General features: G+C 67.1%; 14 protein-coding genes and 2 pseudogenes. 10 read left to right on the top strand and 6 right to left on the bottom strand.

Annotation, left to right across the window (positions count from 1 at the left end; all coding sequences use genetic code 11):
- The first annotated feature begins 384 nt into the window (after nt 1-384).
- A complete protein-coding gene (locus NI2_RS28340; RefSeq protein ID WP_067497018.1) occupies nt 385-783 on the top strand; it encodes a hypothetical protein in 399 nt (132 codons plus the stop codon).
- Nucleotides 784-1,033: 250 nt separating this feature from the next.
- Here the strand turns inward: NI2_RS28340 and NI2_RS28335 are convergent, their stop codons facing one another.
- Entirely contained in the window at nt 1,034-1,594 is a 561-nt protein-coding gene (locus NI2_RS28335; RefSeq protein ID WP_067497016.1) for a TetR/AcrR family transcriptional regulator, read from the bottom strand.
- Between the two features lie 70 nt (nt 1,595-1,664).
- On the opposite strand from NI2_RS28335, the gene NI2_RS28330 reads away from it, so the two are divergent.
- Nucleotides 1,665-2,438, top strand: a complete 774-nt coding sequence (locus NI2_RS28330) for an ABC transporter ATP-binding protein (protein ID WP_067497014.1) — start codon at nt 1,665-1,667, stop codon at nt 2,436-2,438.
- On the top strand, nt 2,435-3,751 hold the full coding sequence (locus NI2_RS28325) for an FtsX-like permease family protein (RefSeq protein ID WP_067497069.1): 1,317 nt from the start codon (nt 2,435-2,437) through the stop codon (nt 3,749-3,751). Before NI2_RS28330 ends, NI2_RS28325 begins: the two co-directional genes overlap by 4 nt.
- Nucleotides 3,752-3,809: 58 nt before the next feature.
- Here NI2_RS28325 and NI2_RS28320 read toward each other — a convergent pair whose 3' ends face one another.
- Nucleotides 3,810-4,691: an alpha/beta fold hydrolase gene (locus NI2_RS28320; protein ID WP_067497012.1), complete on the bottom strand. Its 882-nt coding sequence runs from the start codon at nt 4,689-4,691 to the stop codon at nt 3,810-3,812.
- A gap of 82 nt (nt 4,692-4,773) precedes the next feature.
- On the opposite strand from NI2_RS28320, the gene NI2_RS28315 reads away from it, so the two are divergent.
- From NI2_RS28315 to NI2_RS28310, 3 genes and pseudogenes are all read left to right on the top strand, one after another.
- Complete coding sequence (locus NI2_RS28315) at nt 4,774-5,403, top strand: winged helix-turn-helix transcriptional regulator (RefSeq protein ID WP_067497067.1); 630 nt, start codon at nt 4,774-4,776, stop codon at nt 5,401-5,403.
- Between the two features lie 58 nt (nt 5,404-5,461).
- Nucleotides 5,462-5,637: pseudogene (locus NI2_RS34160) on the top strand (ArsR/SmtB family transcription factor); the annotation flags it as partial.
- 77 nt (nt 5,638-5,714) lie between these two features.
- Nucleotides 5,715-6,005: pseudogene (locus tag NI2_RS28310) on the top strand (arsenic resistance protein); the annotation flags it as partial.
- 100 nt (nt 6,006-6,105) lie between these two features.
- Here NI2_RS28310 and NI2_RS28305 read toward each other — a convergent pair.
- Both NI2_RS28305 and NI2_RS28300 read right to left on the bottom strand, forming a co-directional pair.
- Nucleotides 6,106-6,468: an ArsR/SmtB family transcription factor gene (locus NI2_RS28305; RefSeq protein ID WP_067497065.1), complete on the bottom strand. Its 363-nt coding sequence runs from the start codon at nt 6,466-6,468 to the stop codon at nt 6,106-6,108.
- Between the two features lie 5 nt (nt 6,469-6,473).
- A complete protein-coding gene (locus tag NI2_RS28300) occupies nt 6,474-7,700 on the bottom strand; it encodes an MFS transporter (protein WP_067497009.1) in 1,227 nt (408 codons plus the stop codon).
- A 425-nt stretch (nt 7,701-8,125) separates the two neighbouring features.
- On the opposite strand from NI2_RS28300, the gene NI2_RS28295 reads away from it, so the two are divergent.
- The 3 genes from NI2_RS28295 to NI2_RS28285 all read left to right on the top strand — a co-directional run bounded on the left by NI2_RS28295 (nt 8,126) and on the right by NI2_RS28285 (nt 10,731).
- Nucleotides 8,126-8,530, top strand: coding sequence for a Gfo/Idh/MocA family oxidoreductase (locus NI2_RS28295; protein WP_208115425.1), 405 nt, complete (start codon nt 8,126-8,128; stop codon nt 8,528-8,530).
- Between the two features lie 92 nt (nt 8,531-8,622).
- Nucleotides 8,623-9,054 (top strand): MarR family winged helix-turn-helix transcriptional regulator, encoded by a 432-nt coding sequence (locus NI2_RS28290; protein ID WP_067497007.1) that lies wholly within the window; start codon nt 8,623-8,625, stop codon nt 9,052-9,054.
- A 78-nt stretch (nt 9,055-9,132) separates the two neighbouring features.
- Entirely contained in the window at nt 9,133-10,731 is a 1,599-nt protein-coding gene (locus NI2_RS28285; protein WP_166655842.1) for a carboxylesterase/lipase family protein, read from the top strand.
- Here the strand turns inward: NI2_RS28285 and NI2_RS28280 are convergent, their stop codons facing one another.
- A complete protein-coding gene (locus NI2_RS28280; RefSeq protein ID WP_067497003.1) occupies nt 10,732-11,325 on the bottom strand; it encodes a hypothetical protein in 594 nt (197 codons plus the stop codon). It lies immediately after the preceding gene.
- 101 nt (nt 11,326-11,426) lie between these two features.
- A complete protein-coding gene (locus NI2_RS28275) occupies nt 11,427-11,606 on the bottom strand; it encodes a hypothetical protein (RefSeq protein ID WP_067497001.1) in 180 nt (59 codons plus the stop codon).
- Between NI2_RS28275 and NI2_RS35390 the strand changes: the two genes are divergently transcribed.
- Entirely contained in the window at nt 11,605-11,982 is a 378-nt protein-coding gene (locus NI2_RS35390) for a hypothetical protein (RefSeq protein WP_243750144.1), read from the top strand. The genes NI2_RS28275 and NI2_RS35390 overlap by 2 nt on opposite strands.
- Nucleotides 11,983-11,986 lie beyond the last annotated feature (4 nt).

Genomic DNA, 11,986 nt, shown 5'->3' with positions numbered 1-11,986 from the left:
GCGACGACTGACAACTTTCGTTTCGATGGAGACTACCGGGGACTGTTCTGTGTGGGGGTATCTCTCCGTTGAGTACCACGGATCGCTCACTCCGCCGCCCTCCGCATCAGTCGAGGAAGTAGGCGAGAGCCTTCTCATCGGAATTCAGGATCTCATCCGCAACCACACCGTCTCTGATCGAAATAGCGATCATGACGCGCAGTAGCCGGAGATGATCCATTCAGCGATCACCGCAATCAACCTACGGACTGTGCACTCCCATGTCAGCACTGGCGTCAGCTGAGCGTCAGGTCCGTGTCAGCGAGGCCGGACAGAGTGTGTTCATCGAACAAGGCGGTCCTACTCCGAAGGAGCTGGACCACAACGGATTACGAGGAGCACACCATGAACGCCACCGTCACCCTGACCGACCAGGACAAGGCCACGCTGCGGACCGCCGCCTATGGGGCCGTCGCGTTGATCGCTGCCGCGGGCGGTCCGCACAAGGCTGTTTCGCACGGCACCATCGCTCTCACTTCCGCGACGGGACTTGTCGGTCATGTTCTGTCGGCGAAGTCCCGTGATATCCGCTTGCCGGGCAAGACTGTCGCCGAACTCGCCGACACCGTGCTGCCCAGCCTCACGGCCGCGGTGGCCGCGCTCGCCGCTTACCCCGGCGAGGCAGCCAACTTCCGCGATACCGTGCTGATCGCGATCGAGCCGGCTACTCACGCCGCCAAGGGTGCTCCGCTCCCGGCGGTAACCGCGATGGCCACCAAGATCGCGGGTGCGCTGGGGGTCTGAGCACCGAGCGGTTCCGCGACCGCCGACACATCGACGGTCGCGGGCCGGGAACCCAACCGAATACTGAATGCAATTGCGGCGCCCCTGATCTCACGATCCGGGGCGCCGCTGTGCCGCCTACGCACCCGACAAACCCGAAGGCCCATCACGGTCGAGTGCCGCACCCAGGAAATTCGCACTCACCGGAAAACTGTGCATCACAGCCGGTTTCGGCGGTCCGGGGTAGGTGTAGCGCACCCTCGTTACGGAACTATGAGTTTCGCAATGTGTCGACCGCGACGATGCGCTCTGCGGTGGGAGCGTGATCGGGATCGGCGAGCCACTGACTGGCCACACCCACGAGCAACGCGAAGTAGTGAGACCCGACCGCATCGACGGCATCGGCATCAGCGGTGTCTAGGTCGAGCCCGCCGAAGGCGCGGGCGAGGATGCGGCGGGCCGCACGCTGCCCGGTGGCGATCATCGCCCTGATCTCCTCGTCGTGACGGGCGGCCGACACCGACTCGAAGTTCACGTACCACAGCGCCCGGTGCTCGTTGATCGACGCGATGATCCGTTCCCACCTGGCCGCATTGCCCGCCGGACCGGGTGGGTCCACACCGTCGAGAGCCGCGAAGAGTACGTCACCCCATTCCCGGTTGAGGTCGTGCAACGTCTCGGTGAGCAGGCGCTCCTTGGAGCCGAAGTGGTAGTTGATCGACGCCTGATTGGCTCCCGACGCCTTGACCAGCTCGCGGACGGTCGTGTTCGCGTAGCCCAGCGAGAGCAGACAGTCACGTGCCGCCTGCCGGAGCTTGTCTCGATTGCTCATGTCCCGATAATATATATAAACGTTCGTTTACAACGATCGTTTAGAACAGTCGTACACATGGAGGAATCCCATGCACGCCACCACTTCGGCCCCGCCTGTGCTGTCACTGCGCGGACTGCGCCGCGAATACCCCGGCGAGAGCGGGTCGGTCCACGCGCTGCGCGGTGTCGACCTCGACCTCGCGCCCGGTTCGTTCACGGCCGTCATGGGCCCCTCGGGCTCGGGCAAAACCACGCTCCTGCACTGCGCGGCCGGACTACAGCCACCCACCTCGGGCCGCATCACCTTCGGCGGCCAGGCGCTGGACGCCCTCGACCAGACCGCGCTGGCGAAACTGCGTCGCCGCCGGATAGGTTTCGTCTTCCAGTCGTTCAACCTGCTGCCCGCACTGTCGACCATCGACAATGTGGAGTTGCCGCTGCGCCTGGACGGACGACGCCCCGACCGCGACCGCACCCGCGCGCTCCTGGCCCACGTCGGTCTCGGCGAGCGCGCCGATCACCGGCCGGACCAGCTCTCCGGGGGCCAACGCCAGCGCGTCGCGATCGCCCGTGCGCTGATCACCGACCCGGAGGTGGTGTTCGCCGACGAGCCGACCGGCGCACTCGACATCCGTAGTGCCCGTGACGTTCTCACCCTGCTGCGCCGCCTGGCCGACCAGGGGCAGACCATCATCATGGTCACCCACGACCCGGTTGCCGCGTCGTACTCCGACGAGGTCCTTTTCCTCGCCGACGGCGCCCTCGTCGACCGCCTCGCGCGACCGACGGCGGGCGATGTCGCGAACCGGATGGCCGTGCTGGTCGAATCCGCCGAACGCGGCTCGAACGCGTGGTCGCGATGATGCGCCTGGCCGCGCGCTCGTTCGCGCACCACCGAACCTCCGCCGTCGCCACGGGGCTCGTCGCGGCCGCCGGAACCGCGCTGGTCACCGCCATGGCCGGGCTGTTGGGCACCGGACTTTCCGCCGCCGAGGGCGACCGCGATTTTCTCGTGCAGTTCCCGCTCATCCTCGGTGGCTGGGTACTGGCGATCGTCCTGTTCGCCATGATCTCCACGATCGCGGTGGCACTGCACGGCAGGACGAACGAGATCGCGGGCATCCGTCTCATCGGCGCCACGCCCTCGCAGATACGCCGGATGGTAGCCGGTGAGACCGCCATCGTGGCGAGCATCGCCGCCGTGCCGGGCCTGCTCGGCGGACAACTGCTCGGCGCGGGCCTGCTCGCGGGAATCCGCAGCGCGGACCTGGTCGACGACGCCACCGGCTATTCACCCGGCACGCCGCTCCCCTCGATCGCGACCGTGCTGATGCTGGGTGCGGCCGTCGCCGCCGCCTGGCTCGGCAGCCGCACCATCGCCGCGCGCAGCCCCATCGAAGATCCCACTCCGGCGCGGATGCGCGGTGGTGCGACGCGCATCCGCCGGATCGCGGCAGGTGCGGCGCTCGCGGCCGGTCTGGGATCGTCGACGGCCGTGTTCGCGGTCGATGCGGACGACATCCTGACCACCGCGCTCACCGGTCCGGCGTGTGTCCTCGCGGCAGTCGGGTCGGGCCTGCTCGCACCGGAGCTCATCCGTGCGGCGCACCGCGTGATCGCCAAGGCCCCGGTCCTGCGGTCGGGCCCCGCCGGGCACCTCATCTCACGCAACCTCGCCACCGCACCGGAACGGATACGTCCCGCGGTCACCTTCCTGACCCTGTTCATCGGGGTCTCCGCGGGCACCCTGTCCATGCAGAGCATCGAGAGCAGTTACGGCGCTGGAGGCAGCGACGGGGAACTGATGGCCACCATCAACTACCTGGTGGTATTCCTCATCGCCGCGTTCATGGCAATCGCTTTGTCCAACAACCTGATTGCCTCCATCGCCCGCCGCCGCCCTGAGTTCGCCACCATGCACCTCATCGGCGCGACGGCGAGCCAGTCACAACGGATGCTCGTCGGCGAGGCCGCCGCAGCCGTCATCATCAGCGCTGTCACCGGTGCGTTCGGAGCGTTCGTCACCACCGTCCCGTTCGCGGTCGTGAAGACCGGTGATCCGCTCGCCGCGTTCGCACCAGTGCCCTATGTGCTCGCCGTCGTACTCGGTGCGGGCACGACGGTCGGGGTGACCGCGGTGGCAGGCCGTCGAGCGGTTCGGGCAGCTGCGGCGTAACAGCGACAAACCCGTCGGCCGACCGGACAGGCGTCAACCGGTCGGCTCGACGCTTTCGCTACGTCGCGGCCCATTCGCGGAAAGCGGCGACGAACTCCTCGGGTGCGTCCGACTCCACGTAAGTTCCCGCACCCTGGACGATCACGGTCTTGTGATCGACGAATGTCGCTTCGAGACGCTCACGCTCCTGAGCGCGGAAGGCGATGTCGGCGTCACCCCACACGATCAGCGTCGGCAGGTGGGCGATGGCGGCGAGTCCGGCCTCGATTTCGGCGAAGAATGCCCGGCTGGCCAGGACACGGCCGGGCAGCACGGCGCAAGCCTGACGGCGCTCCGGCGTATCCAATGCCTTGCTGTAGTGCGACATTTCGGCCGCTGTCGGCTTGCGCCTCCGGTGGCCGGTGGGAATGAAGGTGTTGACCAGCAGATTGAACCGGCGGATCAGGAAGCGGCTCAGGGGCCCGCCGGCGAGGCGGCCGAAAGCCTCGAAGTGGAGGACTCCGTTGACCAGCCAGGCCCAGGTATTGGCGAGCACCAGCCGATCGAAGACGGTAGGCCGACGCTGCACGACAGCCAGGCCGATCGTGCCACCCCAGTCCTGCCCGACCAGGGTGATGCCGTCGAGGCCGAGCTGGTCGACGAAGGATGTGACCACGTCGGCGTGTTCTTCCGGCAGGTAGCCGTAGCCGGGCTTCGCCGTCGACAACCCGAAGCCTGGGTAGTCCAGGGCGATGCATCGATAGTGGTCGCGCAGCTCACGGATCACGTCGCGCCAGAGGAACGACCAGGTCGGGTTGCCGTGCAGGAACAGCAGTGTGGGGCCGGATCCCTCGTCGACGTAATGCGCGGTGTGCCCGTCGGTCTCGACGAATCGGCTCTCGAACGGGAACAGTTCGTCGTCGACCCAGCCGGGCCGCGCGCTCTTGGTTGTGTCGGCCACGGTGGTCTCCTCAGAACTAGGCATCAGAGTATGCTTGAGGATCTCACGCGCACTTTAGAATATCAAGCGATAGTAGGTGATGATGCGCAGCTACGGTCAGTACTGCGGGCTCGCCCGAGCCGTCGAAGTCGTCGGCGACCGATGGAATCTGCTCATAGTCCGGGAACTCCTCCTCGCCCCGGCCCGTTACCGCGACCTTCTCGAAGGCCTTCCCGGTATCGCGACGAATCTGCTGGCGGACCGGCTCCGCGACCTCGAGGCGTCGGGTGTGATCGAGCGGCGGCTGACCGGTGAGGGCAGCGTCGTCGAGTACGCCCTCACACCGTGGGGTGCCGAACTGCGTGAACCGATCGAAGGCTTGATCCGCTGGTCGACGCCACTGATGAGCCGTGGTCCCGCCGAGGGCGACGCGTTCCGTCCCGGGTGGCTCGCCCTCGCGCTCCCCGCCTTGCTCAACGCACGGGTCGAGCTTCGCCGTGCGGTGACGATCGGCCTGGAGATCGAGGCGGAGTTCTTCCAGCTGCGCGGTACCCGATCGGGCTTCGAAGTCGGCCGACATGACGGCCGCGAACTCGACGCAGGCATCCGCGCCGATCCCGGATGCCTTCTCGGCCTCGCCGCCGGTGCGCTGACACCGGACGAGGCGCGCGCCCTCCAGCTGATCGAGATCGACGGTGACGAGTCCGTCGTCGACACCGTTTTCGGCGGCTGACGGGCACAACCCCGTCGGTGGCTACCGCTACCGTTTGCACATTGATGCTCGCCGCGGGTTCAAGGCGTTGTCGGATCCGGTGCGGCTTCGGCTGCTGTCGCTGGTCGCGAGTCAGGCCGGTGGTGAAGCGTGCGTGTGCGACATCTCCGACGGTGTCGAGGTGAGCCAGCCGACCATCTCCCCCTCAAAGTGCTGCGCGAGGCGGGACTGCTCACCAGTGAGCGGCGCGCTTCGTAGGTGTACTACTACCGCGTGGCGCCCGAAGCGTTCGCCCGCATTTCCAGCGCGCTGAGCACCGAGGATGTGCCCGCGTGAGCACGGCGACCACCGCCGAGCAGCCGCCCGTCGTCGGCAAGCTGTCGACCCTCCACCGGTTCCTTCCGTTGTGGATCGGTGCGGCGATGCCGGCCGGAATCCTGGTGGGGCGCATGGTGCCCGGACTCGGCGACACCCTCGGCGCGGTCGAGATCGACGGCGTTTCGCTGCCGATCGCCATCGGTCTGCTGATCATGATGTACCCGGTACTGGCCAAGGTGCGTTACGACCGGCTCGACACCGTCACCGGCGACCGCGAACTCCTCATCGGCTCCCTGCTGCTGAACTGTTCGACACCTATTTGTGGGACGCGCGATCCGGTGCAGACGAGTGACCGCCGAACATCTGCGCGGTCTGATCGCCTACGGGCGGTGCGGGCGGCGAGCCTCACTCGTGCGGCTGTTCTCCTGTCACGATGTGGTCTGCCAGGTTGAGGCCCTCGCGGACCAGGCGGGCGAGGTGGCCGTCGCGGATGCGGTAGACGATGCGTCTGCCTTCGCGGCGGGTTTCGACCATTCCGGTGAAGCGCAGTTTCGCCAGGTGCTGGCTGACGGCGGTGCGTGATGCACCGCAGGCCTCGGTCAGGGCGCTGACATCCTGTTCGCCCTGGGCGAGGAGGTACAGAATGTGCAGCCGGGTGGCGTCGGCGAGCATGCGGAAGGCTGCCGTCGCGGCCTCGAGGTGGGCTTGGTCTGGTTGGACGGCGTGGACGAGGCTCGGTTCCGATACCGGACGGAGTTCACCGGTCATCGCCGTCACCTTCCTGCCGTCACCACCGCCGGGGTGGAGGTGGTCTTCGCGGGCCACACGCGCGTGGCCGTGATCGCCGCAAGTGTAGCCAGCAACGTCAGGGTGATCGCCGCGGTGAGCTGTCCGGCGAGGGTACCGACCCAGCCCGCGATGGGGTAGGTGAGCAGGAAGCAGGCGTGAGAGAGGGAGAACTGTGCCGTGAACACGGCCGGACGGGTGACCTCGTCGGATTGTGCACGCAACAATCGCGCGGACGGCGTGTTGATCATCGAGGTGCCCGCGCCGAGCACCAGCCAGCCGACGACGAGGGCCACCCAGCCGGGCCATGCGATCAATACGGCGGCGAGCACCAACCCGAACGACACGATCACGGCACCGGAGAGCATCAGATTGCGGTCGGAGATCCGTTCGAGCACGCGCGGCACCAGCAGCGCCACCATCATCGATCCGGCGCCGAAACACCCCAGCGCCAGCGCCATCGCCGCCGAGCTGCCGCCGAGCAGATCACGGACGTAGACAACGGTATTCACCACGACCAGTGCGGTCGCCGCCCCGACGACCATGTTCAGCGCCAGCAGCCCGCGCAGCACCGGATCCCCGGTCATGATGCGCACACCGAGGGTGATGCGGGTGAACAACGGCGCCGACCGGTCGACCGGGACCAGCCGCGGCAACGGCGTGCCGAGGACCATGATCCCCGAGACCACGAAGCCCACGGCCGTGCCGACGAACAGCAGGTTGTAGCTGAGCACCGTCAGCAGGACCGCGGCAAGCATCGGGCTGAGCAGGGATTCCAGGTCGTAGGCCAGCCGTGACAGCGACAGACCCCGGGTGTAGTCCCGCTCGCCCTCCAGGACCGACGGGATGACGGATTGGAAGGCCGGAGTGAAGGTCGCCGACGCCGCCTGCAACGCAAAGACCAGCGCATAGATCTGCCAGACGGCCCCGACGAACGGCAACGACAGCGCGATCATCGCCCGCATCACGTCCGCCGACACGAGTAACACGCGACGCGGCACACGATCGGCGAGAGCCGAAACAACAGGCCCCACAAAGACATACGCCACCATCTTGATCGCGAGCGCGGTGCCCAGCACAGCGCCCGCATCGGCGCCTGCCAGGTCGAAGGCGAGCAGCCCTAGTGCGACCGTCGACAAACCGGTTCCGACGAGTGCGACCACCTGCGCGGTGAACAGGCGCCGGAATCGGCGATGCCGCAACACCTCGAGCACGACGACCTCCTGAATTCCGGCTCGAACCCAGGATACGTCCTCATGTGCGCAATTGCGAACCTAATAGAAGTATCCCGCGAGTACCTGATCACCAATGCTCGGATGATGGCGTCGCCGCGATTTCCACATGCCGATCCGCGGCAACCACGATGTAGTGGGGATTCGCGACGGCGGAGGCGCAGCCCGGAAGGCGTGGCCGACGACATCGGCCGCGCCCTCTGGCAGACGAAACAAACGATGGGACAGGGCATGCGGGTCCGGGTCGTGGGTCTGCGAATGGGGTTGCATCTGGCGACGTGGTGCCGGCGGCTGGGGATGGAGGTGGTCGCCGCGTGTGATCGGGATGCGGCGCGACGGGCGATGCGGCCGAGCGGCGGTCGTCGGCGACGTATTCGTTCGCCGAGAACTACGTGTTCCATCCGCATGTGAATCTCATCCGGAAAGCGCTGGCGGACGGGGAGATCGGCCGGCCCACCCTGATCGAGGCCGACTATCTGCACGCCATGTCACCCGCCGACGTGACGGGCCTGATCGGCGATCCCGCGCACTGGCGAGGACGCATCGAACCGACGGCCTCCTGCACGCACACGCTCTCGCCGATCCTCTCCCTCACCGGTGAGCTGCCGGTCGAGGTGTCGGCATACCCGGTCGAGCCGAAAGCCGAGGGCACGGTCCACATCCTCGAGGGGTTCCGCGCATGCGTCGAACACGGCGCGCAACCGTTGGTTCCGGTAGAACAGGCGATCGCGGCATCGCTGGTCGGCGTCGCGGGAGCGCGGTCACTGCGCGAGGGCTCCCGCCCGATCGAAATGCCGAAACTGTCCGAGTGAACTGCCGCACACCACGCCCGGCCCCGCCGCTCTCGACACCTCAGGTAGGTAGCCGCGGACAGCCATTCGTCGGAGGCCGGGAGAATGGCGGGATGGCAGATGGCATCGAAGCTCAGTTGAGTGCGTTGCTCGGACCGCTGCGGCGGGCGGTGTTGCGGCGGACACGGACAATGGAGGGACTGCCCGATCTGCCGGAGGCGCAGATCGAACTACTGAGATTGCTTGTCGCACATGACGGTCTGGCGCCGGGACGTGCGGCGGACGAGCTCAAGGTGGCGCAGTCGACGGTGAGCAATCTGGTTCGGACGATGGCGGACCTGGTGGATCGGGTGCCGTCGACCGAGGACGGGCGCGGGGCCGTGCTGGTCGCGTCGGCGCGGGCACGGGAACTGCTGGCCAGGTATGACCGGGCCAGTGCGGCCATGCTGCGGGACTCGCTGGCGAAACTGTCACCGGCGGATCGACAGGCGCTGGAATCCGCCGTGCCCGCCCTGCAGCGGCTGCTGTCCGTGCTGGACGAATAGGTCGCGCACTCTTCCGCATGTGAGGCCGGTCACCTACAGTAGTTTTGTTTCAAAAGCATTTCACTGTGGGAGCGTGTGTTGCGGAGCCCGAACTTCATCCGTCAGTTGCTGGCGGCGGCCGTTGTTTTCGCGAGTGCCGGTGCGGCGGTGGTGGTTTCGCCCGCCGCCGCGACACCCGACGATACGGTGGTCACCGTCTCGGGCGGGCCGATCAGCGGTCGGCACACCAACGGCATCGTCGAATACCTCGGTGTTCCGTTCGCTGCCGCGACCACGGGCGAAAACCGTTTCGCCCCTGCGCGACCCGCCGTTCCGTGGACAGATGTGCGTGCGGCGGTCGCACATGGACCGCAGTGTCCGCAGGCGTCTCCGGCGCCGTTCGGATTGGCGCTGCAGGAATCCAGCGAGGACTGCCTGAGCATCGATATCTATGTGCCGGAGAACCCCGCGGGCGTGAATCTTCCGGTGATGGTCTGGCTTTACGGTGGCGCCTTCGTACTCGGCTCCAACGCACAGTACGACTCCCCTGACCGGCTGGTGCGTGAGGGCAAGGTCATCGTGGCCATCCCCAATTACCGGGTCGGTCCGTTCGGTTTCCTCGCGCTGCCCGAACTGGCCGACAGCACAGGCGGCATCACCGGAACGTACGGCACGCTCGATCAGCAGGCGGCGCTGCGCTGGGTTCAGGAGAATGCGGCCGCGTTCGGTGGCGACCCCGGCAATGTCACCATCTTCGGCGAATCGGCCGGTGGGATGAGTGTGTGCACGCAGCTCGCTTCGCCGCTGGCACAGGGCCTTTTCCACCGGGCGATCGTCCAGAGTGGGTCGTGCGCGCGGAGCCCGCTGTCACCGCCGGACAGGGAACTCGCCTTCCAGCGGTCGGCCGACTACGCGGCGAGCCTCGGGTGCCACGATCCGCACACGCGACTGAACTGCCTGCGCGCGCTTCCGGTCGAGAAGCTGCTGGATTCGCCCAGTGCCGAACTGCATTCGATGGCGATCACCTGGAGCCCCGTACAGGACGGGGTCGTGTTGACCTCCACTCCCGAAGAGGCGCTCGCCGCCGGAGCCGCGCGCGACATACCGCTGGTGGTCGGCAGCAATGCCGACGAGGGCGCCGCTTTCATCGCCCTGCTCGACTACCTGAAGGGCACGATCCCCGATGAATCCGATTACCTGACCTGGGCGCAGGAACTGTTCGGTGACAACGCCGGCCAGGTTCTGCACCGGTACCCGTCGGCCGACTTCCCCTCACCGGTCAAGGCGAAGGAAAAGGTGCTCACCGACGGATTCTTCGCTTGCCCAGCACTTTTCACTGCCGAGGCCGCACGTGCCGGTGGCGCCGAGGTCTGGCAATACCGCTTCAACGAAGCACCGCTCGGCCAGAATCCGCTGCTGCCCGGCGCCTTTCACGCGGCCGAACTTCCCTACGTGTTCACCGATCTGTTCGGCATCCCGATCCCGTTGCCACCGGCGGGCGACCAGCTCTCCCGCCGCATTCAGCAGAGCTGGGCCCGGTTCGCCCACACCGGCGATCCGGTGACAGCGGACTTCGCCGACTGGCCGACCACCCCCGGCGCCACCCTCGAGATGAGCAGCGCCGGGATCAGCACCGGTGATTCTTTTGCAGCCCAGCATCATTGCGACCTGTGGTCGGGGATCAGCCGGATCGGTTAGTCAGAATTTGCCGGTGTGGTGCACGGTCCGGTGGCCGAGCTGGGCGGCGAGTTCGGCGACGAAGGTGTCGTGCAACGGTGGCCAGTGCCAGAATTCGACAGCCAGCGCGCCTAGTGCGAAGTCGTCGGACCAGGTCCAAGCGTTGATCGGTGCGGATGTCCGACAGGTTCGGCAGGTGACGTCGCCGGCGCCGATGGTGACCCATTCCTCGATCGCGGACGAATAGGGTTGCCAGACAGCGGGGTCGGCTTCCCATCGGTTCGGGTAATCGATGATGACGGTGCGGGTGGCGCAGTGGGGGCAGGTGGCGTACTCGGGTTCGGTCTCGCCCTGGCCGCCATGGTGAGCGTGGCGGCCGACGATGACGGCGACCGGGCCGGGCAGCCAATCGGCGCCCCAGTCGTCCGCGATACCCGCCCACTGCGGCCCGGGGACAAATCCCGCTTCGACCTTCGAGCTGTACATCGACTCGCTGGACATCTGTCGCGTCAGCAAGCCACGCGCCACCATCCAGTCCACCACCCGCGCACCGAGCGCGTCCGCTTCGGCCGCACCCACCTCGACATCGATGATCCGCTCGAAATAGTCGCCCACCCACGCATGGTGCCACGGCTCAGCCACGATGGCGGCGCCCGAAAGCACTCGCAAATCGCTCGCCCGCTGGCGGGGGCCAGGGGCGCGAGTGAGATCGCAGCTCAGCGGGAGTAGTCGCGGAAGGTCATGACGCCGCCGACCATGATGGCTACGACCATGAAGAGGTACACGACGACGCGCAGCCAGGTCGGGCCGTAGAACGTCACCGCCATGGTTGCTCCCAGCGCTGCGAGAATCAGCACCACCCCGTAGAAGGGGGTGCGTTGTTCCCTGTCGACCATGGCTCCAGTGTCCGCCGAATACCCGCGCGGTGCCATGGGCAACGATTCTGCCCGAAATCGGGCAGGGAACTTGGCGGAAACGATCGCGGCGGGCAAGATTGCGGCGGTGAACGACGGATCCTCGGCGGAGCTGGTGCGGCATGTGGCCATGTCCACGGGGCTTCCGGAGCGGGTCGCGGCTCGGGTGGTCGCCGATGTCGTCGGATATTTCGACGAGACGGCCGAGGAGTTCGTGCGCCGCAGGCACGGGGAGTTGCAGGCCCGGCAGGTGCGCAATGCCGAGATCTGGCGGTTGCTCACGGGCGAACTCGCGCAGCGGCCGGTGGCGGCTCCCCGGTTCACCGAACGGCAGTTGCGGCGCATCGTCTACGGGTAAAGGA

The sequence above is a fragment of the Nocardia ignorata NBRC 108230 genome, assembly GCF_001612905.1.
Lineage (GTDB): Bacteria > Actinomycetota > Actinomycetes > Mycobacteriales > Mycobacteriaceae > Nocardia > Nocardia ignorata.
Note: the sequence above shows the minus strand (reverse complement) of the source record. Positions and strands in the feature narration are given on the sequence as shown.

Bases quoted from the DNA above. Each gene is read 5' to 3' on its own strand.
- NI2_RS28340 (WP_067497018.1), top strand. From the start codon at position 385: ATGAACGCCACCGTCACCCTGACCGACCAGGACAAGGCCACGCTGCGG.
- NI2_RS28275 (WP_067497001.1), bottom strand. From the start codon at position 11,606: ATGGTCGACAGGGAACAACGCACCCCCTTCTACGGGGTGGTGCTGATT.
- NI2_RS28305 (WP_067497065.1), bottom strand. From the start codon at position 6,468: ATGACCGGTGAACTCCGTCCGGTATCGGAACCGAGCCTCGTCCACGCC.
- NI2_RS28335 (WP_067497016.1), bottom strand. From the start codon at position 1,594: ATGAGCAATCGAGACAAGCTCCGGCAGGCGGCACGTGACTGTCTGCTC.
- NI2_RS28325 (WP_067497069.1), top strand. From the start codon at position 2,435: ATGATGCGCCTGGCCGCGCGCTCGTTCGCGCACCACCGAACCTCCGCC.
- NI2_RS35390 (WP_243750144.1), top strand. From the start codon at position 11,605: ATGGCTCCAGTGTCCGCCGAATACCCGCGCGGTGCCATGGGCAACGAT.
- NI2_RS28330 (WP_067497014.1), top strand. From the start codon at position 1,665: ATGCACGCCACCACTTCGGCCCCGCCTGTGCTGTCACTGCGCGGACTG.
- NI2_RS28290 (WP_067497007.1), top strand. From the start codon at position 8,623: ATGGCAGATGGCATCGAAGCTCAGTTGAGTGCGTTGCTCGGACCGCTG.
- NI2_RS28315 (WP_067497067.1), top strand. From the start codon at position 4,774: ATGCGCAGCTACGGTCAGTACTGCGGGCTCGCCCGAGCCGTCGAAGTC.